The organism is Burkholderia sp. Bp9099, assembly GCF_003857805.1.
Classification (GTDB): Bacteria; Pseudomonadota; Gammaproteobacteria; order Burkholderiales; family Burkholderiaceae; genus Burkholderia.
This window is the reverse complement of sequence record NZ_QTPU01000006.1, coordinates 55,995-81,678: the sequence shown is the minus strand read 5'-3', so window position 1 is coordinate 81,678 and position 25,684 is coordinate 55,995. Positions and strand designations below refer to the sequence as shown.

The 25,684-nt window shown below is 68.5% G+C and carries 19 protein-coding genes; 12 read left to right on the top strand and 7 right to left on the bottom strand.

Going from position 1 to position 25,684, the window contains the following annotated elements; all coding sequences use genetic code 11:
• Positions 1-59: 59 nt before the first annotated feature.
• Both DIE17_RS08155 and hmpA read left to right on the top strand, forming a co-directional pair.
• On the top strand, positions 60-611 hold the full coding sequence (locus tag DIE17_RS08155; protein ID WP_044844034.1) for a cob(I)yrinic acid a,c-diamide adenosyltransferase: 552 nt from the start codon (positions 60-62) through the stop codon (positions 609-611).
• Positions 612-704: 93 nt separating this feature from the next.
• Positions 705-1,913: an NO-inducible flavohemoprotein gene (gene hmpA / locus DIE17_RS08150; RefSeq protein ID WP_124487966.1), complete on the top strand. Its 1,209-nt coding sequence runs from the start codon at positions 705-707 to the stop codon at positions 1,911-1,913.
• 114 nt (positions 1,914-2,027) lie between these two features.
• Here the strand turns inward: hmpA and aroG are convergent, their stop codons facing one another.
• Complete coding sequence (aroG, locus tag DIE17_RS08145) at positions 2,028-3,101, bottom strand: 3-deoxy-7-phosphoheptulonate synthase AroG (RefSeq protein WP_059465445.1); 1,074 nt, start codon at positions 3,099-3,101, stop codon at positions 2,028-2,030.
• A 42-nt stretch (positions 3,102-3,143) separates the two neighbouring features.
• On the opposite strand from aroG, the gene DIE17_RS08140 reads away from it, so the two are divergent.
• Complete coding sequence (locus DIE17_RS08140) at positions 3,144-3,389, top strand: hypothetical protein (protein ID WP_185725004.1); 246 nt, start codon at positions 3,144-3,146, stop codon at positions 3,387-3,389.
• A gap of 110 nt (positions 3,390-3,499) precedes the next feature.
• On the opposite strand, the gene tldD is transcribed toward DIE17_RS08140, so the two are convergent.
• The 3 genes from tldD to DIE17_RS08125 form a co-directional block, all read right to left on the bottom strand.
• Positions 3,500-4,966 (bottom strand): metalloprotease TldD, encoded by a 1,467-nt coding sequence (tldD, locus tag DIE17_RS08135; RefSeq protein WP_059451318.1) that lies wholly within the window; start codon positions 4,964-4,966, stop codon positions 3,500-3,502.
• A gap of 92 nt (positions 4,967-5,058) precedes the next feature.
• Positions 5,059-5,886, bottom strand: a complete 828-nt coding sequence (locus DIE17_RS08130; RefSeq protein ID WP_124487965.1) for a carbon-nitrogen hydrolase family protein — start codon at positions 5,884-5,886, stop codon at positions 5,059-5,061.
• Between the two features lie 51 nt (positions 5,887-5,937).
• Positions 5,938-10,137, bottom strand: coding sequence for a YhdP family protein (locus tag DIE17_RS08125; protein ID WP_124487964.1), 4,200 nt, complete (start codon positions 10,135-10,137; stop codon positions 5,938-5,940).
• A gap of 227 nt (positions 10,138-10,364) precedes the next feature.
• On the opposite strand from DIE17_RS08125, the gene glnE reads away from it, so the two are divergent.
• On the top strand, positions 10,365-13,166 hold the full coding sequence (gene glnE / locus DIE17_RS08120; RefSeq protein WP_124487963.1) for a bifunctional [glutamate--ammonia ligase]-adenylyl-L-tyrosine phosphorylase/[glutamate--ammonia-ligase] adenylyltransferase: 2,802 nt from the start codon (positions 10,365-10,367) through the stop codon (positions 13,164-13,166).
• A 261-nt stretch (positions 13,167-13,427) separates the two neighbouring features.
• Here glnE and recN read toward each other — a convergent pair whose 3' ends face one another.
• Together recN and DIE17_RS08110 are read right to left on the bottom strand one after the other, a co-directional pair.
• A complete protein-coding gene (gene recN, locus DIE17_RS08115) occupies positions 13,428-15,077 on the bottom strand; it encodes a DNA repair protein RecN (RefSeq protein WP_124520278.1) in 1,650 nt (549 codons plus the stop codon).
• 19 nt (positions 15,078-15,096) lie between these two features.
• A complete protein-coding gene (locus tag DIE17_RS08110; RefSeq protein ID WP_124487961.1) occupies positions 15,097-15,999 on the bottom strand; it encodes an NAD kinase in 903 nt (300 codons plus the stop codon).
• A 130-nt stretch (positions 16,000-16,129) separates the two neighbouring features.
• Between DIE17_RS08110 and hrcA the strand changes: the two genes are divergently transcribed.
• From hrcA to DIE17_RS08095, 3 genes are all read left to right on the top strand, one after another.
• On the top strand, positions 16,130-17,152 hold the full coding sequence (gene hrcA, locus DIE17_RS08105; RefSeq protein ID WP_011544637.1) for a heat-inducible transcriptional repressor HrcA: 1,023 nt from the start codon (positions 16,130-16,132) through the stop codon (positions 17,150-17,152).
• Between the two features lie 137 nt (positions 17,153-17,289).
• The gene (gene hemH / locus DIE17_RS08100; protein ID WP_044844045.1) at positions 17,290-18,354 is read left to right on the top strand and encodes a ferrochelatase; all 1,065 of its coding nucleotides are present in this window, start codon (positions 17,290-17,292) and stop codon (positions 18,352-18,354) included.
• Between the two features lie 5 nt (positions 18,355-18,359).
• Positions 18,360-18,767 carry an RNA-binding S4 domain-containing protein gene (locus tag DIE17_RS08095; protein ID WP_124487960.1) on the top strand — a complete coding sequence of 136 codons (408 nt, stop codon included), beginning with the start codon at positions 18,360-18,362 and terminating at the stop codon, positions 18,765-18,767.
• Here the strand turns inward: DIE17_RS08095 and DIE17_RS37320 are convergent.
• A complete protein-coding gene (locus tag DIE17_RS37320) occupies positions 18,739-18,900 on the bottom strand; it encodes a hypothetical protein (RefSeq protein ID WP_006476841.1) in 162 nt (53 codons plus the stop codon). The genes DIE17_RS08095 and DIE17_RS37320 overlap by 29 nt on opposite strands.
• Positions 18,901-19,250: 350 nt before the next feature.
• Here DIE17_RS37320 and grpE point away from each other — a divergent pair, with 350 nt between their 5' ends.
• From grpE to DIE17_RS08065, 5 genes are all read left to right on the top strand, one after another.
• Positions 19,251-19,796: a nucleotide exchange factor GrpE gene (gene grpE / locus DIE17_RS08085; protein WP_044844047.1), complete on the top strand. Its 546-nt coding sequence runs from the start codon at positions 19,251-19,253 to the stop codon at positions 19,794-19,796.
• A 10-nt stretch (positions 19,797-19,806) separates the two neighbouring features.
• On the top strand, positions 19,807-20,247 hold the full coding sequence (locus DIE17_RS08080) for a thioredoxin family protein (protein WP_124487958.1): 441 nt from the start codon (positions 19,807-19,809) through the stop codon (positions 20,245-20,247).
• 147 nt (positions 20,248-20,394) lie between these two features.
• Positions 20,395-22,338, top strand: a complete 1,944-nt coding sequence (gene dnaK / locus DIE17_RS08075) for a molecular chaperone DnaK (RefSeq protein WP_044844049.1) — start codon at positions 20,395-20,397, stop codon at positions 22,336-22,338.
• A gap of 264 nt (positions 22,339-22,602) precedes the next feature.
• Entirely contained in the window at positions 22,603-23,739 is a 1,137-nt protein-coding gene (dnaJ, locus tag DIE17_RS08070; RefSeq protein WP_044844050.1) for a molecular chaperone DnaJ, read from the top strand.
• Positions 23,740-23,743: 4 nt separating this feature from the next.
• The gene (locus DIE17_RS08065) at positions 23,744-25,681 is read left to right on the top strand and encodes a chorismate-binding protein (protein WP_124487957.1); all 1,938 of its coding nucleotides are present in this window, start codon (positions 23,744-23,746) and stop codon (positions 25,679-25,681) included.
• The last annotated feature ends 3 nt before the right edge of the window (positions 25,682-25,684 follow it).

Here is a 25,684-nt window from a genome sequence, read left to right as displayed (position 1 = left end):
GATAATCGCGTACCAACCCAACCGGGCCGCATCGCGGCCGCGCACGAGAGGACATTCGCATGGGCAACCGCTTGAGCAAGATCGCGACGCGCACGGGCGACGACGGCACCACCGGCCTCGGCGACGGCCGGCGCATCGGCAAGGACGACGCGCGGATCGCCGCGATCGGCGACGTCGACGAACTGAACTCGAATCTCGGCGTGCTGCTCGCCGAGACGCTGCCGGACGACGTGCGCACGGCGCTCGTCACGATCCAGCACGACCTGTTCGATCTCGGCGGCGAGCTGTGCATTCCCGGCCATGCGGTGCTCGACGACACGCACCTCGCGCGCCTCGACACGTGGCTGGCCGACTACAACGCGACGCTGCCGCCGCTGAAGGAATTCATTCTGCCGGCCGGCTCGCGCGCGGCGTCGCTCGCGCACGTCTGCCGGACGGTGTGCCGCCGCGCGGAGCGCTCGATCGTCGCGCTCGGGCGCACCGATACGCTCAATGACGCGCCGCGGCGTTACGTGAACCGGCTGTCGGACCTGCTGTTCGTGCTGGCGCGTGTGCTGAACCGCGCGGATGGCGGCTCGGACGTGCTGTGGGAGCGCGGGCGCGTCCGCTGACCCCCGGCGTCGTGTTTCCGCACTGCGACAATTTGCCCGACGGACGTCTGTTTTTAAAGATGTATCGTAAGCGCATGTTTAACGGAGAACGACATGACCCACATCACCGCTGACCAGATGGCTCGCGTGAAGGCCACTGCCCCTGTCCTCGCCGTGCACGGCGCGACGATCACGAAGCATTTCTACCAGCGCATGTTCGCGCGGCATCCGGAACTGAAGAACCTGTTCAACCAGACGCACCAGAAGACCGGCAGCCAGCCGGAAACGCTCGCGAAGGCGGTCTATGCGTATGCGGCGAACATCGACAACCTCGGCGCGCTCGGCGGGGCGGTGTCGCACATCGCGCACAAGCACGCGAGCCTGAACATCCGCCCCGAGCATTACCCGATCGTCGGCGAGAACCTGCTCGCGTCGATCGTCGAAGTGCTCGGCGATGCGGTCGACGCCGAGACGCTCGAGGCATGGCGCGTCGCGTACGGCCAGCTCGCGCAGATCCTGATCGGCGCCGAGGCCGACCTGTACGCGGGCGCCGCGTGGAGCGGCTTCCGTCCGTTCAAGGTTGCCCGCAAGGTGCGTGAGAGCGACGAGATCACGTCGTTCTACCTGACGCCCGCCGACGGCGGCGACGCGCCGACCTTCGCGCCCGGCCAGTACGTCACGGTGAAGCGCTTCGTCGGCGATCTCGGCGTCGATCAGCCGCGCCAGTACAGCCTGTCCGACGCGCCGCACGGCAAGTGGCTGCGCATCTCGGTGAAGCGCGAGGCCGGCCAGCCGGAAGCGATCCCGGCCGGCAAGGTGTCGACGCTGATGCATGACGGCGTGGAGGAGGGCGCAATCGTCGAGGTGACCTCGCCGATGGGCGAATTCTCGCTGAAGCGCGGCGTCGATACGCCGGTCGTGCTGATCTCGGGCGGCGTCGGGCTCACGCCGATGGTGTCGATGGCCTCGACGCTGGTCGGCGAAGGCAGCACGCGTGAAGTACGGTTCGTCCACGCATGCCGGTCGGGCGCGGTGCATGCGTTCCGCGACTGGCTGAACGATACGGTGCGCGAACACGCGAACGTCAAGCGCACGGTGCTGTACGAGCTGGTCGGCCCGAACGATCGCGTCGGCATCGATCACGACCTCGAAGGGCGCCTGACGCCGGAACGCGTGAAGCAATACGCGCTGGTTGCGGATGCCGACTACTACATTTGCGGCCCGATCGCGTTCATGAAGGCGCAACGCGATGCGCTGGTCGCGCTCGGCGTCGCGCCGGAACGCATCAACACCGAGATCTTCGGCTCGGGCGCGCTCGAATGAGGATCCGACGGCGGCTGCTCGCACATGAAGAAGCCCGGCGCAAGCCGGGCTTCGTTTCTTGCGGCGCAGGCCGGAGCCCGCAGGCGGCATGTGCCGCCTCGGGCCCGCCGGCGATCAGTTCCCGCTGCCGCGCGCGACGCGGCGTGCCTTCACCGATTCCGCGAGGCCTTCGAGCACCTTCACGCTGTCGTCCCACGCGATGCACGCGTCGGTGATGCTCTGGCCGTAGGTCAGCGGGCAGCCTTCCTTCAGGTCCTGGCGCCCCTCGACGAGGTGCGACTCGATCATCACGCCGACGATGCGCTCGTCGCCGGCCGCGACCTGGCGGCCGATGTCCGCGCACACGGGAATCTGGTTCTCGTGCTTCTTCGAGCTGTTCGCGTGGCTCGCGTCGATCATCAGGCGCGCGGCGAGGCCGGCCTTGCCGATGTCCGCGCACGCGGCGTTCACGCTGTCCGCGTCGTAGTTCGGCGTCTTGCCGCCGCGCAGGATCACGTGGCAGTCCTCGTTGCCGGCCGTCGACACGATCGCCGAATGGCCGCCCTTCGTCACCGACAGGAAATGGTGCGGCTGCGATGCGGCCTTGATCGCGTCGACCGCGATCTTCACGTTGCCGTCGGTGCCGTTCTTGAAGCCGACCGGGCACGACAGCCCCGACGCCAGCTCGCGGTGCACCTGCGACTCGGTCGTGCGCGCGCCGATCGCGCCCCACGAGATCAGGTCGGCGATGTACTGCGGGCTGATCATGTCGAGGTATTCGGTCGCGGCCGGCAGCCCCATCTCGTTGATCTGCAGCAGCAGCTCGCGCGCGGTGCGCAGCCCTTCGTTGATCTTGAAGCTGTTGTCGAGGTGCGGATCGTTGATGAGCCCCTTCCAGCCGACCGTCGTGCGCGGCTTCTCGAAGTACACGCGCATCACGATTTCCAGTTCGCCCTTGAAGCGCTCGCGCTCCTTCACGAGCCGCCCCGCGTACTCGATCGCCGCCTTCGTATCGTGGATCGAGCACGGCCCGATCACGACGATCAGCCGGTCGTCCATCCCGTGCAGGATGCGGTGCATCGACTGGCGCGAGTTGTAGATCAGCTCGGACGCGGCCTCGGAGCACGCGAATTCGCGGATCAGGTGGGCGGGCGGCGTCAGTTCCTTGAGTTCGCGGATGCGGACGTCGTCGGTGTTGTGCGGGGGCATGCTGTTTCTCCTGGTTTTGCGGGCGCCGTTCGGTCAGTGCGCGTGCGGCAGATTCATCGATTCAAGCGATTCAGTGATTTCGGTCGGGGCCGCGGGATCCGCTGCGGCGGCGACCGGGTGGCGAAGGGCGAAAAAAAACCGCCGGGTTCGCCGGCGGTTTTTTCGGGAATTTCGGTTGCGCTTCACGCGCCATCAACCCTCTCGATCCGCCAGCGGTCTGAGATGCCAAAAAAAGTAAAAATAAAACTTGGCGGACATGACGGAGATTCGGTTCGTCAAAAAAGTTGATTCGGAATTTATACCCGGTCGCCGCGTCGCTGGCAACCGGGGGTGCTCAAAAATGCGGAGAATCCGCGCGCTTTTGCCAAAATGCGCGGATTGTATGCGCCGCGATGCGGTTATGCCGTACCGCCGACCGTCATCTTGTCGATCCGCAGGGTCGGCTGGCCGACGCCCACCGGCACGCTCTGGCCTTCCTTGCCGCACACGCCGACGCCCGAGTCGAGCGACATGTCGTTGCCGATCATGCTCACGTACTTCAGCGATTCCGGGCCGCTGCCGATCAGCGTCGCGCCCTTCACCGGGTAGGTGATCTTGCCGTTCTCGATCATGTACGCCTCGGACGCCGAGAACACGAACTTGCCGTTCGTGATGTCGACCTGGCCGCCGCCGAAGTTCACCGCGTACAGGCCGTTCTTCACCGACGCGATGATTTCCTGCGGATCCTTGTCGCCGTTCAGCATGTACGTGTTGGTCATGCGCGGCATCGGCAGCGCCGCGTACGACTCGCGCCGCGCGTTGCCGGTGACGGGCATCTTCATCAGGCGCGCGTTCAGCGTGTCCTGGATGTAGCCCTTCAGGATGCCGTCCTCGATCAGCGTCGTGCACTGCGTCGGGTTGCCTTCGTCGTCGATGTTCAGCGAGCCGCGGCGGTTCGGCAGCGTGCCGTCGTCGACCACCGTCACGCCCTTCGCGGCGACCTGCTCGCCGATCCGGCCGGCGAACGCCGACGAACCCTTGCGGTTGAAGTCGCCCTCGAGGCCGTGGCCGATCGCCTCGTGCAGCAGCACGCCCGGCCAGCCCGGCCCGAGCACGACGGTCATCGCGCCGGCCGGCGCGGGGCGCGCGTCGAGGTTGACGAGCGCCGCGTGCACGGCGTCGTCGACGTAGCGCGACAGCACTTCGTCGGTGAAGTAGCCGTAGTCGAAGCGGCCGCCGCCGCCGCCGGAGCCGATCTCGCGGCGGCCGTTCTGTTCGGCGATCACCGTGACCGACACGCGCACGAGCGGGCGGATGTCGGCCGCGAGCGCGCCGTCGCTGCGCGCGACCAGCACGACGTCGTATTCGCCGGCGAGGCCCGCCATCACCTGCGTGACGCGCGGGTCGCGCCCGCGCGCCATCTGCTCGATGCGCTCGAGCAGCTTGACCTTCGCGGTCGCGTCGAGCGACGCGAGCGGATCGGACGGCAGGTACAGGTCGCGGCCCGAGATGCCCTTCAGGGACGTCGCCGCCTTGATCTTCTGGCGGCCGCCGCCGGCCGCCGCGATCGCCTTGGTGGCCGCGGCCGCCTGCGCGATGGCTTCCGGCGACAGGTCGTCCGAGTAGGCGAACGCGGTGCGGTCGCCCGCGACCGCGCGCACGCCGACGCCCTGGTCGATGCTGAAGCTGCCCGACTTCACGATGCCTTCCTCGAGGCTCCACGCTTCGCTGCGGGTCGCCTGGAAGTACAGGTCGGCGTAGTCGACGCGATGCGTGAAGATGTCGGCGATCGTGCGCGTGAGCAGGCTCTCGTCGAGGCCGTACGGCGTGAGGAGGATGTCCTTCGCCAGCGCAAGATTGCGGATGCCGGGTTCGATGATGTTCATGCGGGTATCGAGGGTTCTCAAAAAGTTGTCGGGTGCGTTCTGGGCAGATGGGTTGGCCGGGCGGCGTTTCAAGCGCCGGGCGGTTCAGCGGTTCAGGCCAGCACGCGATGCCGCCACGCGGGCAGGCTCTGGCGCACGTCGGCGATGCGCTGCGGATCGAGCGCGCCGGTCACGACGCTCGCGCCTTCGTCGCGGACCGCGACGATCTCGCCCCACGGGTCGATCAGCATGCTGTGGCCCCAGGTGCGCCGGCCGTTCTCGTGCTTGCCGCCTTGCGCGGCCGCGAGCACGTAGCACTGGTTCTCCACGGCCCGCGCGCGCAGCAGCATTTCCCAGTGCGCGCGGCCCGTCGTATACGTAAACGCCGACGGCACGACGATCAGCGCGCAGTCGCCCATCCTGCGATACAGCTCCGGAAAGCGCAGATCGTAACAGACCGACAGGCCGACCCGCCCGAACGGCGCGTCGAACGCGACGACCGTGTCGCCCGCGCGGATCGTGCGCGCCTCGTCGAACGATTCGTCGCCTTTCTCGAAGTTGAACAGGTGGATCTTGTCGTAGCGGGCGGCTTCCTGGCCGTTCGGGTCGAACACGAGCGTCGTGTTCAGCACGCGATCGGGCTCCGGCGCCTTCAGCGGCAGCGTGCCGCCGATCACCCAGATGCCGTGACGGTGCGCGGCCTCCGACAGGAAGCGCTGGATCGGGCCGTCGCGGTAGGGTTCGGCGAGCGCGAGCTTGTCGGTGTCGCGATGGCCCATGAAGCAGAAATACTCGGGCAGCAGTACGAGCTGCGCGCCGTCGCCGGCCGCTTCCGCGATCAGGCGGCCGGCTTCGGCGAGATTGCGTGCGACGTCCGGCGTGCTCACCATCTGCAGCGCGGCGACCCGAAAGGGCGTGGCGAAACGGGTGTGATCGGTCATCGCTGGATCGGTTGCGTCATAAATGGGGTGCGGCCCGGCACCCTGCGCGCGTCAGTGGCTCGCCGCATCGGCCGGACCGTGATTCATCTTACCCTGATCGCCTCGCACCCGCTCGATGTGCGGATGCGCCCACGAGCCCGTGATCGCGTAGTCGAGCGCGAACGCGTGCGACAGCGTCTCCGACAGCGCGTAGTTCGCGGCGAGCACGCCGACACCCAGCAGCGGATTGATGATCGCGGCCGCGATTGCCGCCGTGCCGGCGCCGATCTTCGGCGCGACGTGCGCGTGCAGGTCCTGCGTCTCGGCGCCGAGGTCGACCGCGCCACGCACCGTCACGTTCGCCGGTGCCGTCGTCATCGAGAAGTCGTCGGTGCGCGCGATCCCGTTCGAGATCCGGCTGGTGCCCGTGATCTTGTCGAACGGCAGTCCCTTGCCGATCACGTCACGGAAATTCAGCGTCAGGAAGCGGGCGAGGCTCTGCAGGCTCAGCACGCCGAGCAGTTTCGCGGCACCCGGATCGACCTTCAGGATCTGGCCGTGTTCCAGGTCGAGCGCGACCTGGCCGCCGAGCGACGGCAGATCGACCGCGGTCGGGCCGCCGCGCCAGCCGACCTTGCCGGTCACGGTGCCGTGGCCGTTTGCAAGCGTGCGCGGCAGGCCGACGAGGTCGAGCAGCGCGCCCGCGTTGCCGACGTCGAGCTTGAAGTCGAACACGCTGCGGCGCGGCGCATCGTTTTCGTCGACGCCGCGGGCCAGCGCGCGGCGCGACGTGCGCCAGTTGCCGGTCGCCGTCAGCTTCGCGGCCGGGTTCGCCAGCTCGAACTTGTCGAGCTGCCACACCGGCGCGCCGTCTTCCTCGAGGTTGCGCGCGTTGACGACGAGCCTGCCGATGTCGTGATCGCGCGCGACGACCTGGTCGACGATCAGGTCGACCGACGGCATCGGCCGGTCGGTCGGCGTCGGCAGGTTCATCGCGCGGCCGACGAGGTCGTGCTGCGCGCTCTGCGGGATCACGAGCTTCGCGAGCCGCGCGTTCAGCACGCCCGCACCGTTGTGGCCGCCGCCCGGCGCCCACGACAGGTAGCCCGATACCTGGTTCGACGCGATGTTCGCCTGCCACAGCTCGTCGACGTGCGACGCGCCGATGATCACGTTTTCCCAGTTGCGCTTGAGCAGCTTCAGCGTGCCGAAGTGGAGCGCGAAGCGCTTCGGCGTGAAGCTCGCGACGTCGACGCGCGGCGCGGCCTGCGGCTCCGGCGCGCGCGGCGTGTCGTGCTGCAGCGTGCGGGCGAGCGCGAGCCAGGCGTCGGCATCCAGTTCGTCGACGTCGACGGCGGCGCTCACGCCGTCCTGCGGCAGATCGGGCATCCGGTGGATGCCCATCGCGCCGCGCACCGCGCGCAGCGGCTGGCCCGACGTGGCGTCGAGCAGGTAGGTCGCAGACACGGGCCCGAGCGTCAGGTCGGCATGCTCGAGGCGCTTGCCGCCGGCCTGGGCGGCCGGCTGCAGTGTGAAGCGGAACGGCATCGGCGTGCCGGCCGGTTTCGCGAACGGCGCCGGGAAATTCAGCGCGACGCCCGTCAGGTCGGAATGCGCGGTGACCTCCGGCAGGCGGCCCGGCGCGCCGCGCACGGCGAGCTGGTACGGCGCGTCGCCGACCACGTGCTCGAGCAGCGCCGCGGCCGTGCCGCGCAGGTTCAGGCCGCGCGCGGCGTCGAGCGCGAGCTTGCCGTCGACGTCCACCGCGTATGGGCCGTGCGACTGGAAGTTGCCGTTCGCGCGCACCGGGCCGCCGAGGAAGCGCCCCGACAGCTCGTGCAGCGCCGCGCCGGCCTCGCTGAAGCGCACGCTGCCGCGCAGCGCGGACAGCGGCGGCACGCCGTCGGTCGACAGCGTGTTGCCGCCGAACGCGAGCGTGCCCTCGACGTGCGTATGCGGATGCGGAACGTGCTGCGGAATCGTGATCTTGAGCGCGAGCGCCGCGGGCCCCTGCGCATCGATCCGCTGGCCGATGTGCCCGCTCATCGCGCCGAGCGAGCTGTTGTCCGCGTAGTCGATCAGGTCCGCGAGCGGGCCTTGCGCATGGCCGTCGATGACGAGCGGCGACTTCGATGGATTGCCGAGATCGTCGATCCGGCCGGCGACCTTCGTCAGCGCGACGCGCTTGTAGTGCGCGCGCGCGATGTCGAAGCGCAGCTTGTTCTGCGCGAGCTCGAACACGCCGTCGATTCCGTCGAGTGCGGGCCAGATGCTCGGCGTGCCGTTCGCGAGCTTGCGCGGCGGGTACGGCGTCGGCTCGAAGCGCCCGCCGGTGAACGGCGCGACGATGTGGAACACGCCGGCGTCCGGCTCGTGTTCGAACGGGAATTTCTCGAGCGGGCCGCGGGCGACGATCGAGGCTCCCTTGGTCACCTGGCCGTCCTGCAGCGCATGGCCGAGATAGTCGCGCAGGTGCTCGGACATCCCGGTCGGCAGGTAGCGCGGAATGCGCGCAACCGACGCGCGCGCGAAATCCGCGCGCAGGTCGAGCGAGCCGCGGCCGTGGCCGGGGTTCGTGTACGTCCCCGACACCGCGATTTCCGCGTCGGGGTTCGCGACGAACAGGTCGGGCAACGTCACGTCGACGCGCGCGTGCTTCTCGCCCGGCGCCGGCGTGATCACCCATTTCGCGTTGCCGCGCAGCCGGTCGAAGGTCAGGCGCGGCTCGTCGAATTCGCCGGGCACCGTGACCGCCGCATTGACCGTGTCGAAGTGCGCGCTGCCGCCGGTTTCGTTCGCGTCGATGTGGCCCCACAAATTCTCGACGCCCGGCCAGCCGGCGCGCGGGTGACCGCGCGGGGAAAGACCCGGCGGCGGCTCCTGCGCGGCGACGCTGATGCCCTGCAGATCGCCGAGGAAGCGGTAGCGGACGATCGGCGCGGCGCCCATGCGCCGCTCTTCGTCGGCCAGGTCGGGCCGCGCCGGCTTCGCGCGTTCGACCTCGATGTGATAGTTCGACACCATCCCGCGCGGGTCGAGCTTGATCAGCTCGTTGCGCAGCCGCGCGGGCAGCGGCAGCCCGCGGATGAACTCGCTGAGGATGCCGAGATCGACGCGGTCGCCGACGACGCTGAGCAGCTGCCCCTGGTCGGCGGTCGGCACGCGGTAGCGGGCGGTCAGCGTCGACAGCGCGAGCGAACGGGCGAGCGGCGTGCCGTCCGGCAGCGGCGGCTGGCCGAGCTCCGCGTTGAAGCGCGTCAGGTGCAGCGTGTAGTCGTGGCCGGCGTCCAGCGCCATGTCCCAGCCGAACCCGACCGTCGGCACGTCGAGGCGCGGCTGGGTCGGCCGGACGCGCAGCACGACGTCGGCGCCCTGCAGGTCGCCGCCCGCGGAGCGCAGGTGGCCGTCCTGGAAGGTCGCCCAGATCGCGTTGTCGATCCGGCCCGCGTGGATCGTGAGCGGAATGTCGAGATAGCGGCCGAGCGTCTGCAGGTCGACCGGGCCGGTCGACAGGTACGCGTCGCCGGTCCAGTTCGTCGGCTTGCCGATCGGCGCGAGCGGCTTGTGGCGGAAACGCGCGCGGAAATCGAGCGGGCCGAGCAGCAGCGTGCCGTTCGCGGGCGCCTGCAGCGCGGCCTTGTGCTCGCGGCCGTGGTTGAGCACCGCGAGGCGGATGCCGGACAGCGCGAGTTCCGGTGCGTCGTGCTGCGCGTCGCGCCAGCGCAGCGTGCCGTTGCGCAGCACGATCGCTTCCTGCTTCAGCAGCCACGTGCCGAACGTGTCGTTGCCGCCATGGGTGGTCGCGACGCCGACGCCCGCGACGCTCAGCGAGCCGTCGGCGGCGCGCGCGACGACGAGGTCGGGATGGTCGACGATCAGGCTCGACAGCGCAGGCGACAGCCGCAGCAGCGACATCCACGACAGCGCTGCCGTCGCGTGCGGGACCGACAGCGCGATCTGGCCGTCACGGCCGCGAATGGTGAGGTTGGCGACTTCGACGCCCGGCTGCATGCCGGACCAGTGCGGAGACAGCTTGCCGATCGAAAGCTGTGCGTGCAGCTTGTCGGACACCGCGCGCTCGATGCGCGGGCGGTACTCGTCGATGCGCGGCAGCAGCACGTAGCGCATCCCGAGGAACACGCCGGACGCGACGAAGTACGTGCCGATCCCGACTGCCAGCGTCACCCTGAACACGCGACGCAGGACCGGATGATCGTGCTTCGGAGGTCCCGCTTCGGGCTCAGCTACGGCGGATTCCTGACGGTCGGACATGCGGCGGAAGGGCGGCGATATGGTAGTTTTGCAGACTGACGTTGAAATGTATCACACGGGTTCGTGCCGGCGGCCGTTGAGGCCGCACGGCACGGGCTTTCCGGCGCGCGGTTGTCGCGGCGGCGCACCCGCGTCGCGACACCGCGCCGAGTCCAAGGGGCCTGTCGGCAGCGGGGCGCGCACGCGTTGTTCCCGCAGCGGGGCCATACTGCCAGGCCCGCTTTTCGATGACCGACGCTTCCGCCCTGATCAGCACGTCCTATTCCCGCTATCTCGCCCGCGCGGCCGCCGCGCGTCCCGCGCTGTCCGACCAGATCGCCGCGTGGGCCGCCGCGCCGCTCACGCGCGCGCAGCTCGACGCGCGCCTGACCGAACTGCTCGCCACGCCGGCCGGCGCGGCCGCGCCGGGCGACGAGCAACTGAAGCGTGCGCTGCGGCAGTTGCGTATCGAGGTGTTCGGCGCGGTCGCGGAGCGCGACCTGCGCGGCGTCGCGAGCGTCGCCGAGGTGACGGGCGCGATGACCGATCTCGCCGAAGTGGCCGTGCAGCGCTCGCTCGCGCTGCTGTCGGCCGAACTCGACGCGATGTACGGCGAGCCGCGCGGCGCCGACGGCCAGCGCGTCGTGCTCGGCGTGGTCGGGATGGGCAAGCTCGGCGGCCGCGAGCTGAACGTGTCGTCGGACATCGACCTGATCTTCGTCTACGAGGACGACGGCGAAACGGCCGGCGGCACGCGCTCGCCGCTGTCCACCCAGGAATATTTCACGCGGCTCGGCCGCCGCCTGATCGGCGTGCTGTCCGAGGTCACGGCCGACGGCTACGTGTTTCGCGTCGACATGCGGCTGCGCCCGAACGGCGATTCGGGGCCGCTCGTCTGCAGTCTCGGGATGCTCGAGGAGTATTTCTACGTGCAGGGGCGCGAATGGGAGCGCTACGCGTGGATCAAGGGGCGGCTCGTATCCGAAGGCGACAGCGACGCGGCGCGGCGGCTGGCGGCGCAGCTCGAATCGATCGTCAAGCCGTTCGTATACCGCCGCTATCTCGACTTCGGCGTGATCGGCGCGATCCGTGCGCTGCACCAGCAGATTCGCCAGGAAGCCGCGCGCCGCGCATCGATGCGGCCCGACAAGGCCGACGACATCAAGCTCGGGCGCGGCGGGATCCGCGAAATCGAATTCAGCGCGCAGGTGTTCCAGCTGATCCGCGGCGGCCAGGATGCGGAATTCCGCGTGCGGCCGACGCTCGCGGTGCTGCGCCATGCGCAGGCGCGCGGGCTGATCGGCGAGGACGTGCGCGAGCGCCTGACCGACGCCTACAACTTCCTGCGCACGCTCGAGCACCGGCTGCAGTACCGCGACGACGCGCAGACGCACGCGATGCCGGTCGATGCGGGCGAGCGGGCGGTGCTGGCCGCGTCGCTCGGCTTTGCCGACTATGCGGCGCTGATGACGGTGCTCGACGGTCACCGGACGTTCGTCGAGGCGCAGTTCGACCAGATCTTTGCCGACAAGGTGAACGGCGGCCCCTGCGCGGCGGGCGAGGACACGGCCGCCACGTGGATCTGGAGCGGGGCGCTCGCCGACGACGGCGAAGACGACGCGCTGCTCGCGCGCCTCGACGGCGTGGGCTTCACCGATCCGGCGGCCGTACTCGCGCGGCTGCGCGCGATCTGGCAGTCGTCGCGCTACGCGGGCCTGCCGGAAAAGAGCCGGCAGCGTTTCGACAGCGTCGCGCAGCGCGCGCTCGAGGCCGCGCCACGGATCGACGCCGCGCGCCGCGACGACACCATCGTGCGGCTGTTCGACCTGCTCGAGACGGTCAGCCGGCGCGGCGTTTATCTCGCGCTGCTGACCGAATATCCGGCCGCGCTCGACCGCGTGCTGTCGGTGCTCGGCGCGACGCGCTGGGGCGGCGGCTACCTGATCCGCCATCCGCAGCTGCTGGATGAACTGCTCGACGACGAAGCGATCGCGAGCCCGTTCGACTGGCCTGCGTTCAAGGACGCATTGCGTGCGCGCCTCGCGGCCGCCGACGGCCCCGAGCAGCAGATGGACCTGCTGCGGCACGCGCAGCACGCGGAAGTGTTCCGCATCCTGCTGATCGACCTGGCCGGCCAGCTGTCGGTCGAGCATGTGAGCGACCGCCTGTCCGAGCTCGCCGACGCGGTGCTCGACGTGACGATCGAAGTCGTCTGGTCGCAGCTCGCGAAGCGCCACCGCGACGTGCCGAAGTTTGCGGTGATCGCATACGGCAAGCTCGGCGGCAAGGAGCTCGGCTACGCATCCGATCTCGACCTGATCTTCCTGTACGACGACCCCGACGAGCGCTCGGCGGACGTCTACACGACGTTCACGCGCCGGCTGATCACGTGGCTCACGACCGCGACCGGCGCGGGCGCCCTGTTCGACATCGACCTGCGGCTGCGGCCGAACGGCGAGGCCGGGCTGCTCGTGACCGATCTCGACGCGTTCCGCCGCTACCAGCTGCGCGAGGGCGACGCGGCCAACACCGCGTGGGTGTGGGAACACCAGGCGCTGACGCGCGCCCGCTACAGCGCGGGCGACCCGCAGATCGGCACGGACTTCGAGGCGATCCGCCAGCAGGTGCTGACGACGCCGCGCGACGGGGCGGTGCTCGCGAAGGAAATCGTCGACATGCGCGGCAAGGTGTTCGCCGGCCATCCGAACCAGACCGAGCTGTTCGACCTGAAGCACGATCGCGGCGGGATGGTCGACATCGAGTTCATCGTCCAGTACTGGGTGCTGCTGCATGCGTCGAGCGACGCCGAGCTGATCCGCAACACCGGCAACATCGCGCTGCTGCGCGAGGTCGCGCGGTTCGGGCTGATGGGCGAGGACGAGGCCGAGCGCGTCGGCGCCGCGTACCGCAAGTACCGGAAGCTGCAGCACAAGCTGCGGCTCGACGGGATGGAGAAGGCGCGGGTCGATCCGGCGCTCGTGGCCGACGAGCGGGCGGCCGTGACGGCGTTGTGGGAGCGTGTGTTCGGCGCGGTCGAAACGGGCGTTTGAGGCGGACGTTTGAATCCCGCGTTCGCGGCAGGACGCTCGAATCCGCGGGGTAGGGCGGGCGGCGCTCGGGCGGCGCCCGTCCATCGAAAAACTGCGCCGTGCGAGCGGTTCGACCGGCAGATCGGTCTGCCTGCTCGCCGTGCCGCTGCAGGCCTGTTCCGGGAAAGGCGACACGCCGCGTTCCGAAAAACGTGGGGTTCGTCGGCGGTCCGGGACCGGCGCATGCGCCGATCTTCTGCATTTCGGCCGACGAAGCCGGCGTCAGGCCGCCAGCATTTCCTTCGCGTGCTTGCGCGTGGTGGCGGTGATCTCGAGCCCGCCGAGCATCCGCGCGACTTCCTCGACCCGGCTCGCCTTGTCGAGCGGGACGACCGACGAGACGGTGCCGCCGCGCTCGTCGGCGCCTTTCGCGACCTGGAAGTGATGGTCGCCGCGCGCGGCGACCTGCGGCAGGTGCGTCACGCACAGCACCTGGCGGTCGCGCCCGAGCTGGTGCAGCAGGCGGCCGACCACCTCGGCGACGCCGCCGCCGATCCCCGTGTCGACTTCGTCGAAAATCAGCGTCGGCGTCGGGCTGGCGGCGCTTGCGATCACGGCTAGCGCGAGGCTGATCCGTGCGAGTTCGCCGCCCGACGCGACTTTCGCGAGCGGCCGCAGCGGCACGCCGGGGTGCCCGGCGACCCTGAATTCGACCTGTTCGAGCCCGTGCGGGCCGCCGTCGGCGAGCGGCACGAGCGCGACTTCGAAGCTGCCGCCCGCCATCGACAGTTCCTGCATGCCGGCCGTGACGGCCGTGCCGAGCGCCTTCGCAGCCTGCGCGCGGGCCGCCGACAGGTGTTTCGCGTCGGCGAGATAGGCTTCCCGTGCCTTCGCCTGCGCGGCTTCGAGCGCGCCGAGATCGGCGGCCGCGTCGAGCGCGGCGAGCTGCGCGCGGCGTGCCGCATGTTCCTCGTGCAGCGTGTCGGGCGGCAGCCGGAACTTGCGGGCGGTCGAGTGCAGCGCGTCGAGGCGCGTTTCGACCTGCGCGAGCCGGGCCGGGTCGAGATCGAGGCGCTGCGCGTAGTGCGACAGCGAATAGACGGCTTCCTGCAGCTGGATTTCGGCCGGTTCGAGCGACGCGAGCGCATCGCCGAGCCCCGTGTCGTAGTCGGCCAGGCTGCGCAGCTTCGACACGATCGCGCCGAGCTGCGGGAGCATCGCGTCGTCGGCCTCGGACAGCGCGTTGAGCGCGCCCTGCACCCCGGCGATCAGGTTCGCCGAATGCGACAGGCGCTTGTGCTCGCTGCCGACTTCGTCCCATTCGCCGGGTTGCGGTGCGAGCTTGTCGAGCTCGGCGAGCTGCCAGGCGAGCTTCTCGCGTTCGAGCTGCAGTTCGCGCTCATGCGCCTTCGCGGCGTCGATCGCCTGCGTTGCGTCGCGCCAGACGCGCCACGCGCGTGCGACGTTCGCGGCATCGGCCACGAGCCCCGCGTGCGTGTCGAACAGCTCGCGCTGCGCGTCGGGCCGCATCAGCAGCTGGTGCGCGTGCTGACCATGGATGTCGACCAGCATCTCGCCGAGCTCGCGCAGCTGCGCGAGCGTCGCGCTGGTGCCGTTGATGAACGCACGCGAGCGGCCGTTCGCGTCGATCACGCGGCGCAGCATCACGGTGTCCTCGGCGTCGAACGCGTGTTCGTCGAGCCAGCGCGCGACGCGGTCGTGCGGCGTGAATTCGGCGGTGATGTCGGCGCGGCCGCAGCCGGCGCGCACGACGCTCGCGTCGGCGCGTTCGCCGAGCGCGAGGGCCAGGGCGTCGATCAGGATCGATTTGCCGGCGCCGGTTTCGCCGGAAAAGACGGTAAAGCCGCTGTCGAATTCGAGATCGAGCGCGGCGACGATGACGAAGTCGCGAATCGAGAGGTGGCGGAGCATGGTGTCGGGCGTGGGTGCGTCAGGACGCCTTGTCGTCTTCGTTCGATGCGTGTTCGTTCCAGTGCAGCTTCTTGCGCAGCGTCGCGTAGTAGCTGTAGCCGACCGGGTGCAGGAACGGCACCGTGTGCTTCGAGCGGCGCACCTCGATCGTGTCGTTCAGTTCGAGCGAGGTGAACGACTGCATGTCGAAGTTCACGTTGACGTCGCGGCCGCCGACGATCTGGATCGCGATCTTCGAATCGTCGGGCAGCACGATCGGCCGGTTCGACAGCGCGTGCGGCGCGATCGGCACGAGCACGATGCCCTGGAGCTGCGGATGCAGGATCGGGCCGGCCGACGACAGCGCGTAGGCGGTCGAGCCGGTCGGCGTGGCGACGATAAGGCCGTCCGAACGCTGGTTGTACATGTACCGGCCGTCGACCGACGCGCGCAGCTCGACCATCCCGGAAAAGCCGCTGCGGTTCACGACGACGTCGTTGAACGCGAGCGCGTGGTAGATCGGTTCGCCGTCACGCACGATCCGGGCCTCGAGCAGCGAGCGCTCCTCGCGCTCGAACTTGCCCGACAGGATCACCGGGACGCGCGCCTGCATGTCGGCCGCCGCGATGTCGGTGATGAAGCCGAGCCGCCCGTGGTTGATCCCGATCAGCGGCGTCTTGTACGGCGCGAGCTGGCGGCCGATGCCGAGCATCGTGCCGTCGCCGCCGAGCACGACCGCCACGTCCGCGCGCGCGCCGATCTCCGCCGGGGTGAGCGCCGGATAGCCGGAGATGCCGATCTCGCGCGCCGTTTCGGCTTCGAACACGACCTCGAAGCCGAGCTTCGCGATGCAGCCAGCCAGCGTGGCGAGCGGCTCGGCGATGCCGGGCGTGTTGCTCCGGCCGACGAGCGCGACGGTGTTGAACTGATTACCGGTTTTCATGCCGGCATTACACCATAGCTCGTTGACGAAAAGAACCGGCTGTGCGCGAACGGGGCCGGATCGGTCGGCCCGGGCGACAGTGGCCGCGGCCACTCGCCGTGCTCGCGCGGTTGCGCTAAAATTTTCCACCATGCTAGATCCTCGCGCACGAACCCTCCTGAAAACCCTGATCGAACGGTATATCGCCGACGGTCAGCCGGTCGGCTCGCGCACGTTGTCCCGTTATTCCGGGCTTGAACTGAGCCCGGCAACGATCCGCAACGTGATGTCCGACCTGGAGGAGCTCGGCCTCGTGTCGAGCCCGCATACGTCGGCCGGCCGCGTGCCGACGCCGCGCGGCTACCGGCTGTTCGTCGACACGATGCTGACGGTCGAGGCGCCGATCGACGCCGAGGCCGTCGCGCGCCAGGTGCAGAACACGCTGCAGGCCGGCGAACCGCAGCAGCGGGTCGTGGCGGCCGCGGCGAGCGTGCTGTCGAACCTGTCGCAGTTCGCGGGTGTCGTGCTGACGCCGCGCCGCAGCCACGTGTTCAAGCAGATCGAGTTCATGCGGCTGTCGGACAAGCGCATCCTGCTGATCATCGTCACGCCCGAGGGCGACGTGCAGAACCGGATGCTCGCGACGCCGCGCGACTATTCGCCGTCGCAGCTCACCGAGGCGTCCAACTACATCAACGCGCATTTCGCCGGGCTGTCGTTCGACGAGGTGCGCCGCCGCCTGCGCGACGAGATCGACCAGCTGCGCGGCGACATGACCACGCTGATGCATGCGGCCGTGACGGCCAGCACCGAGGTGCCCGACACCGAGGACACCGTGCTCATTTCCGGCGAGCGCAACCTGCTCGAAGTGGCGGATCTGTCGTCCGACATGGCGCGGCTGCGCAAGCTGTTCGACGTGTTCGACCAAAAGACGGGCCTCCTGCAATTGCTCGACGTGTCGAGCCACGCCCAGGGCGTGCAGATCTTCATCGGCGGCGAATCGACGCTCGTGCCGATCGAGGAAATGAGCGTCGTGACCGCGCCCTACGAGGTGAACGGCCAGATCGTCGGCACGCTCGGCGTGATCGGCCCGACCCGCATGGCGTACAACCGCGTGATCCCGATCGTCGACATCACCGCGCGGCTGCTGTCGCTCACGCTGAGCCAGCAGTAACCCGACCGATACCGTCCCGCCATCGTGCCGCGGCGCCGTGCGCACCGCCAGTCGGCCGAACGGCCAGCCGACCCGGGCGAGACGGCCCGCTATAATTGAGGGCCGTCCGACTGCGTGCCCCGAGCACGTTCCTGCCCATGCGTTTCGATCTTGAGCCGCCTTCGAGCGTCGCAGCTGCCCATCGCATCGGCGTGCTGCTGATCAATCTCGGCACGCCCGACGCCCCGACGCCGCGCGCGGTGCGGCGCTATCTGGCCGAGTTCCTGTCGGATCCGCGTGTCGTCGAAATCCCGCAGGTCGTCTGGCAGGTGCTGCTGCGCACGCTGATCCTGCCGCTGCGCGGTCGCGCGTCCGCGAAGAAGTACGCGGCCGTCTGGATGCCCGAAGGCTCGCCGCTGCGCGTATACACCGAGCGCCAGACCGACGGCGTGCGCCACCTGCTCGCGTCGAACGGCTATCAGGTGACGGTCGACTACGCGATGCGCTACGGCAGCCCGGGCATTGCGCAGGCGCTCGCGCAATTCAAGCGTGCTGGCGTCGAGCGCGTGCTGCTGATGCCGATGTACCCGCAATACTCGGCGTCCACCACCGCGACGGCATTCGATGCCGCGTTCGCCGCGCTCGCGCGGATGCGCAACCAGCCGGAAGTGCGCACGGTGCGGCACTACGCCGACCATCCGGCCTACATCCACGCGCTCGCCGAGCAGGTGCGCCAGTACTGGGCGCAGCATGGCCGGCCCGACTTCGCGGCCGGCGACAAGCTCGTGCTGAGTTTCCACGGCGTGCCGAAGCGCACGCTCGATCTGGGCGACCCCTATCACGACCAGTGCCAGCAGACGGGCGCGCTGCTGATGGCCGCGCTCGGGCTGTCGACGCTCGAATGCCGCGTGACGTTCCAGTCGCGCTTCGGCAAGGCCGAGTGGCTGCAGCCCTACACGGCGCCGACGCTGCGCGAACTCGGCGAGGCGGGCGTGCGGCGGGCCGACGTGTTCTGTCCCGGTTTTACGGCCGATTGTCTGGAGACGATCGAGGAGATCGGGATGGAGGTGCGCGACGAGTTCATCGCGGGCGGCGGCCAGGCGTTCCACCGGATTCCGTGCCTGAACGGCGCGCCCGCGTGGATCGGCGCGTTGGGCGAGATCGTCGCCGAGAATCTGCAGGGCTGGCCGGTGAAGGCCGCGCAGCCCGAAACGGTGAGTTGAACGCGATGAACTACAGGATTTCGACTGAACCCGGCGCAAAGCTGCGCATCGACAAATGGCTGTGGGCGGCCCGCTTCTTCAAGACGCGCTCGCTCGCGTCCGACGCGGTCGACAAGGGCCACGTGAAGATCGGCGGCGCGGCGGTGAAGCCGGCCAAGGACGTGCGCGTCGGCGACGAGGTCGAGATTGCGATCGACGGTGTCGTCTGGCACATTGCCGTGCTGGGAATTTGCGACGTGCGCGGGCCCGCGAGCATCGCGCAGACGCTTTACGAGGAAACGGAAGCGGGGCGCGTCGCGCGGCTCGCCGAACTGGAACGGCGCCGCACCTATCGCGAGCCGGCGGCGGAACTGCACGGCCGGCCGACCAAGCGCGACCGGCGCATCATCGACAGATTTTCTGGTGGGAGCTGAACATCTGGTCGAACGTCGCCCGCGCGCTCCCGTATTCGGTCGTGCGGTCGGTGACGGCTCCGGACAGGCAGATGGTGGTGGTGCCGGCAATCAGTACCAGCGCGACCACCGATATGGCAAAGGTCAGTTTCACGGTACGCGCCTCGATGGGACTGTGAATGCAGCGCCAGGTGGATGTCAGGCGCCGGTAAGCTAGGGTAAACGCGCTTTTTCGACGCTTGAATGGAGTGTAGTGCACCCCCCTGTGCCGAGCTAGTACTTGCCTGGTAAGCGTTGTTACCGGTCGTTTCGTCCGATCCGGCGACAAATGCACGTAATCGGCGGTGCGCAGCGCGGTTGTTTCACGGCATTGGCGAATGCCGGTGAATAACCCCCTTGAAATCGCAGTTTTCGCCCTTATTTGCACCAACAATGTGCGGTGCCGCCGACATACGGTCCGGCGGTTGCCGATTTGGCTTCAACCTCTAATCGACTTTCAGCGACATGGAAAACACGCAAGAGAACCCGGCTACCCAATCGGCCGAAGACATCGGCAGCGAGAAGCAGGCGGCGCAAGGCGCGGCGCCCGCCGCCGAAGCAGCCGACGCGGCGCTCGCGGAGGCTCAAGCCAAGGTCGCCGAGCTGCAGGAGAGCTTCCTGCGGGCGAAGGCCGAGACCGAGAACGTCCGCCGCCGCGCGCAGGAAGATGTCTCGAAGGCGCACAAGTTCGCGATCGAGGGCTTCGCGGAGCACCTGCTGCCCGTGCTGGACAGCCTCGAGGCTGCCGTCGGCGATACGTCCGGCGACATCACGAAGGTGCGCGAAGGCGTCGAACTGACGCTGCGCCAGCTGACGAGCGCGCTCGAGAAGGGCCGCGTCGTCGCGATCAACCCGGTCGGCGAGAAGTTCGATCCGCACCAGCACCAGGCGATTTCGATGGTGCCGGCCGAGCAGGAGCCGAACACCGTCGTGACCGTCCTGCAAAAGGGTTACATGATCGCCGACCGCGTGCTGCGCCCGGCGCTCGTCACGGTCGCCCAGCCGAAGTAAGGCCGACGCGATGGTTCCCGCCGGCGTCGATCCGGCCGCGTTCGAAGCGTTCGACATGCAGGCGCTGGCGGCCGACACGTTCGACGCCGCGATCGCCGGCGCCGGTGATGTGCTCGCCGTGGTGTTCTTCTGGGGCGTCGACTGCTTCAACTGCGAGATCGCCAAGAAGGCGATGCTCGCCCAGCCGGACGCGATCCGCGCGCTGGATCTGAAGTGGTTCCATTGCAACGTGTACGAACATCATGAGCTGGGGCGCCGCTTCGGCCTGCACGGCGTGCCGACGTGGTTCTTCTTCCACCGCGGCAAGCGGCTCGGCCGCGCGACCGGCTGGCATGGCCTCGCGCAGTTCCAGGCGGCGGTGTCGGCGGCGCGCGCGAAGATCGCCGCGGCGGCCGGCGCGCCGTCGGACCGCGACGCCGGTTCGTACGATCCGGCTACCGGCGGCGATTGAAAAAATTTAATATCCGCATCGCTTGGCGGGTCTTGAAAACGGATCGGCCGGACGCATTTCGGGAACAGAGTTGAATTCTGGCGCACGAAACTGCCCAAAAACGCGGGGTTTCGCGCAGCAAACAAGCATTTCTGGAGATTAGGAAAAATGGGAAAGATCATCGGTATTGACCTCGGCACCACGAACTCGTGCGTCGCCATCATGGAAGGCAACCAGGTCAAGGTCATCGAGAACTCGGAAGGCACGCGCACGACGCCGTCGATCATCGCCTACATGGACGACAACGAAGTGCTCGTCGGCGCGCCGGCCAAGCGTCAGTCCGTGACCAACCCGAAGAACACGCTGTTCGCCGTGAAGCGCCTGATCGGCCGCCGCTTCGAAGAGAAGGAAGTCCAGAAGGACATCGGCCTGATGCCGTACGCGATCATCAAGGCCGACAACGGCGACGCATGGGTCGAAGCGCACGGCGAGAAGCTCGCGCCGCCGCAGGTTTCGGCCGAAGTGCTGCGCAAGATGAAGAAGACGGCCGAAGACTACCTCGGCGAGCCGGTCACGGAAGCCGTGATCACGGTGCCGGCGTACTTCAACGACAGCCAGCGCCAGGCAACCAAGGATGCCGGCCGCATCGCGGGCCTCGAAGTCAAGCGGATCATCAACGAGCCGACGGCAGCCGCGCTCGCGTTCGGCCTCGACAAGGCCGAGAAGGGCGACCGCAAGATCGCCGTGTATGACCTCGGCGGCGGTACGTTCGACGTGTCGATCATCGAGATCGCGGACGTCGACGGCGAAATGCAGTTCGAAGTGCTGTCGACCAACGGCGACACGTTCCTCGGCGGCGAGGACTTCGACCAGCGCATCATCGATTACATCATCGGCGAGTTCAAGAAGGAGCAGGGCGTCGACCTGTCGAAGGACGTGCTCGCGCTGCAGCGCCTGAAGGAAGCCGCTGAAAAGGCGAAGATCGAGCTGTCGTCGAGCCAGCAGACCGAAATCAACCTGCCGTACATCACGGCCGACGCATCGGGTCCGAAGCACTTGAACCTGAAGATCACCCGCGCGAAGCTGGAAGCGCTGGTCGAGGATCTGGTCGAGCGCACGATCGAACCGTGCCGCATCGCGATCAAGGACGCCGGCGTCAAGGTGTCGGACATCGACGACGTGATCCTGGTCGGCGGCCAGACCCGCATGCCGAAGGTGCAGGAGAAGGTGAAGGAGTTCTTCGGCAAGGATCCGCGCCGTGACGTGAACCCGGACGAAGCCGTCGCAGTCGGCGCGGCGATCCAGGGCCAGGTCCTGTCGGGCGACCGCAAGGACGTGCTGCTGCTCGACGTGACCCCGCTGTCGCTCGGTATCGAGACGCTCGGCGGCGTGATGACGAAGATGATCAACAAGAACACGACGATCCCGACGAAGCACGCTCAGGTGTATTCGACGGCGGACGACAACCAGTCGGCCGTGACGATCAAGGTGTTCCAGGGCGAACGCGAGATGGCGGCAGGCAACAAGCTGCTCGGCGAGTTCAACCTCGAAGGCATCCCGCCGTCGCCGCGCGGCGTGCCGCAGATCGAAGTGACCTTCGACATCGACGCGAACGGCATCCTGCACGTCGGCGCGAAGGACAAGGCGACCGGCAAGGAAAACAAGATCACGATCAAGGCGAACTCGGGCCTGTCCGACGCTGAAATCGACCAGATGATCAAGGACGCGGAGGCGAACGCAGCGGAAGACCACAAGCTGCGCGAGCTGGCTGATTCGCGCAACCAGGGCGACGCGCTGGTCCACAGCACGAAGAAGGCGCTCACCGAGTACGGCGACAAGCTGGACGCGGGCGAGAAGGAAAAGATCGAAGCGGCGCTGAAGTCGCTCGAGGACGTGCTGAAGGATACGTCGGCCGACAAGGCGGCGATCGACGCGAAGGTCGAGGAACTCGGTCAGGCTTCGCAGAAGCTCGGCGAAAAGATGTACGCCGACATGCAGGCGCAGCAAGCCGGCGCGGCGGGTGCAGCGGAAGGCGCGGCCCAGGCGGGCGGTGCGCAGCAGGCTGCCGATGACGTCGTCGACGCCGAGTTCAAGGAAGTGAAGAAGGACTAAGCCGGGTTGCAATGGCACCGTACGCCGCGCGTGAAAACGCGCGCGGCGCGGTTGACAAACGACTGAAAGCGGTCTGTCTTTCCTTCCGGATGGCCGGATCGACTCCACGCCTGGCGGGCTTCGCGGCCCTCCGGGCACATTTGTTTTTTGGCGGGTGCTGCGCGAGCCGTCCGCGGACGGCGCAGCGCCAGACGAGTCGAGAGACTTTACTGCGGGCGAAAGGAGCCGCCGCGTGCGTGACGCGCGACGGCACAGTGAATCGATATGGCGAAACGGGATTACTACGAGGTTCTGGGCGTCGCGAAGAACGCGAGCGACGACGAAATCAAGAAGGCGTATCGCAAGCTTGCGATGAAGTATCACCCTGACCGCAATCCGGACAACAAGGATGCGGAAGAGCATTTCAAGGAGGCGAAGGAAGCCTATGAAATGCTGTCGGACGACCAGAAGCGCGCGGCGTACGACCAGTACGGCCACGCGGGCGTCGATCCGAACATGGGCGGTGCGGGCGCACAGGGTTTCGGCGGCTTCGCGGATGCGTTCGGCGACATCTTCGGCGACATCTTCGGCCAGGCCGCGGGCGGTGCCGCGCGCGGCGGCCGCGGCGGTCCGCAGGTGTATCGCGGCGCCGACCTGCGCTACAGCATGGAAATCACGCTCGAGCAGGCCGCGCACGGCTACGACACGCAGATCCGCGTGCCGAGCTGGGTATCGTGCGAAGTCTGTCACGGGTCGGGCGCGAAGCCCGGCACGAAGCCCGAAACCTGCCCGACCTGTCACGGCCAGGGCACGGTGCGCATGTCGCAGGGCTTCTTCAGCATCCAGCAGACCTGCCCGAAGTGCCACGGCACCGGCACCTACATCCCGGAACCGTGCGTGCACTGCCACGGCTCGGGCAAGGTGAAGGAAACCAAGACGCTCGAAGTGAAGATCCCGGCCGGCATCGACGACGGGATGCGGATCCGCTCCGCCGGCAACGGCGAGCCGGGCATCAACGGCGGGCCGCCGGGCGACCTGTACGTCGAGATCCACATCAAGCCGCACTCGGTGTTCGAGCGCGACGGCGACGATCTCCACTGCCAGATGCCGATCCCGTTCACGACCGCCGCACTGGGCGGCGAGATCGAGGTGCCGACGCTGGCCGGCCGTGCGTCGTTCCCGGTGCCGGAAGGCACGCAGTCGGGCAAGACGTTCCGCCTGCGCGGCAAGGGGATCAAGGGTCTGCGTTCGAGCATCGCGGGCGATCTGTACGTACACGTGCAGGTCGAGACGCCCGTGAAGCTGACCGACCAGCAGCGCGATCTGCTCAAGCAGTTCGAGAAGTCGCTGGCCGAGGGCGGTGCGCGTCACAGCCCGCAGAGCAAGAGCTGGTTCGACCGGGTGAAGAGCTTCTTCGAGTAACGGCATGACTGAAGGCAACGAGAGCGCGTCGTTCGCGCTCTTGGACGATTGCGACTCGACCGCGTCCGCGCGGTCGAGTCGTTTGTATTCCGGTTTCGTGCGCGAACGCGTGTGCACGGATCCGGCACGGCTCGACGAAGTCGATGCGGCGGTGGCGCAGGATCTGCGCGACGGGCTGCATGCGATCGTCGTCGGCGACTACGAATTCGGACGCAATCTGGACAGAGCGCAGCCGGGCCATGCCCCGCTGCGCTTTTTGCTGTATGCGCGCTGCGAGCGCCTGTCGCGCGATGAAGTCGATGCATGGCTCGCGCAGCAGGACGGCGGCGGCCCGCCGTCGATCGCGGGCGTCGCGCACGTCGCGAAGAGTGTGTCGCGCGACGCGTTCGACGCGGCGATCGCCGCGGTGCACGACGCGCTGCGGGCGGGCGATTCGTATCAGATCAACTACACGTACCGGCTGAATTTCGACATGTTCGGCACGCCGCTCGCGCTGTACCGGCGGCTGCGCGCGCGTCAGCCCGTGCGTTACGGCGCGCTGATCGCGCTGCCCGACGGCGCGTGGGTCGTGTCGTGCTCGCCGGAGCTGTTCGTCGAGAAGCACGGCGACGTGCTGCGCGCGCGGCCGATGAAGGGCACCGCGCCGCGCTCGGCCGATCCGCGCGACGATGCGGCGGCCGCCGCGTTCCTCGCGAGCGATCCGAAGAACCGCGCGGAAAACGTGATGATCGTCGACCTGCTGCGCAACGACGTGTCGCGGATCGCGCGCACGGGCACGGTCAAGGTGCCGGCGCTGTTCTCGGTCGAGCCGTATGCGTCGGTGTGGCAGATGACGTCGACGGTCGAGGCCGGCTGGCGTGACGGCACCTCGTTCGCGCAGATGCTGCGCGCGCTGTTTCCGTGCGGATCGATTACCGGTGCGCCGAAGCACAAGACGATGGAACTGATCGACGCGATCGAGTCGACGCCGCGCGGGCTCTATACGGGCGCGATCGGCTGGCTCGATGCACCGAAGGAAGGCCTTTCGGCAGGCGCTGCGGTGCCCGACGGCGTGGCCGGCTGCGGCGATTTCTGCCTGTCGGTCGCGATCCGGACGCTGACGCTCGATGCGATCGCCGTCGATGCGGCCGCAACGATCGGCTCGCGCGACGCGGCAACGGCCGCTAGCGGCCGGCGGCGCGGCAGGATGGGTGTCGGCGCGGGCATCGTGCTCGACAGCGTCGCCGCCGACGAATATGCGGAGTGTGAATTGAAAGCGCGATTCCTGACCGATGCCGATCCCGGCTTCCAGTTGTTCGAAACCACGGCCGCGACACGTGCGGACGGCATCCGGCATCTCGAGCGCCATCTCGCGCGGCTGCAGCGCAGCGCGGATGCGTTCGGCTTCCGCCTCGACGCCGACGCGTTGCGCCGCGAGATCGACGCGCGCTGCGCGGCGCTGGACGGCGACGGCCCGTACCGGATGAAGCTCGCGCTCGCGAAGGACGGCACGGTCGACATCACGGCCGCGGCGCTGAAGCCGCTGCCCGCGGGGCCGGTCGGCGTGATGCTCGCGTCCGCGCACGGCTTCGCGCCGACCCGCGCGGACGATGCGTTGCTCTTGCACAAGACGACGCACCGCGCGGAATACGATCGCGCGTGGCAGGCGGCGGAAGCGCTCGGCGGCTTCGACATGCTGTTCGTCAACGAGCGCGGCGAGGTGACGGAAGGCGGGCGGTCGAATGTGTTCGTGAAGCGTGATGGCGTGTGGTTGACGCCGCCGTTGTCGTGCGGCGTGTTGCCCGGCGTGATGCGCGGTGTGCTGCTCGACGATCCGGCGCTAGGCGCAAAAGAGCGTGTGCTGACGCTCGACGATGTGCTGAACGCAGACGAGTTGATGATCTGCAATGCGTTGCGCGGGTCGGTCGCGGCGCGGCTGATTCAAGGCAGCGCACCGGCCTGAACG

Coding starts and splice junctions, on each gene's coding strand:
- DIE17_RS08155 (WP_044844034.1), top strand. CDS start 60: ATGGGCAACCGCTTGAGCAAGATCGCGACGCGCACGGGCGACGACGGC.
- hmpA (WP_124487966.1), top strand. CDS start 705: ATGACCCACATCACCGCTGACCAGATGGCTCGCGTGAAGGCCACTGCC.
- aroG (WP_059465445.1), bottom strand. CDS start 3,101: ATGCCCCCGCACAACACCGACGACGTCCGCATCCGCGAACTCAAGGAA.
- tldD (WP_059451318.1), bottom strand. CDS start 4,966: ATGAACATCATCGAACCCGGCATCCGCAATCTTGCGCTGGCGAAGGAC.
- DIE17_RS08130 (WP_124487965.1), bottom strand. CDS start 5,886: ATGACCGATCACACCCGTTTCGCCACGCCCTTTCGGGTCGCCGCGCTG.
- DIE17_RS08125 (WP_124487964.1), bottom strand. CDS start 10,137: ATGTCCGACCGTCAGGAATCCGCCGTAGCTGAGCCCGAAGCGGGACCT.
- glnE (WP_124487963.1), top strand. CDS start 10,365: ATGACCGACGCTTCCGCCCTGATCAGCACGTCCTATTCCCGCTATCTC.
- recN (WP_124520278.1), bottom strand. CDS start 15,077: ATGCTCCGCCACCTCTCGATTCGCGACTTCGTCATCGTCGCCGCGCTC.
- DIE17_RS08110 (WP_124487961.1), bottom strand. CDS start 15,999: ATGAAAACCGGTAATCAGTTCAACACCGTCGCGCTCGTCGGCCGGAGC.
- hrcA (WP_011544637.1), top strand. CDS start 16,130: ATGCTAGATCCTCGCGCACGAACCCTCCTGAAAACCCTGATCGAACGG.
- hemH (WP_044844045.1), top strand. CDS start 17,290: ATGCGTTTCGATCTTGAGCCGCCTTCGAGCGTCGCAGCTGCCCATCGC.
- DIE17_RS08095 (WP_124487960.1), top strand. CDS start 18,360: ATGAACTACAGGATTTCGACTGAACCCGGCGCAAAGCTGCGCATCGAC.
- grpE (WP_044844047.1), top strand. CDS start 19,251: ATGGAAAACACGCAAGAGAACCCGGCTACCCAATCGGCCGAAGACATC.
- DIE17_RS08080 (WP_124487958.1), top strand. CDS start 19,807: ATGGTTCCCGCCGGCGTCGATCCGGCCGCGTTCGAAGCGTTCGACATG.
- dnaK (WP_044844049.1), top strand. CDS start 20,395: ATGGGAAAGATCATCGGTATTGACCTCGGCACCACGAACTCGTGCGTC.
- dnaJ (WP_044844050.1), top strand. CDS start 22,603: ATGGCGAAACGGGATTACTACGAGGTTCTGGGCGTCGCGAAGAACGCG.
- DIE17_RS08065 (WP_124487957.1), top strand. CDS start 23,744: ATGACTGAAGGCAACGAGAGCGCGTCGTTCGCGCTCTTGGACGATTGC.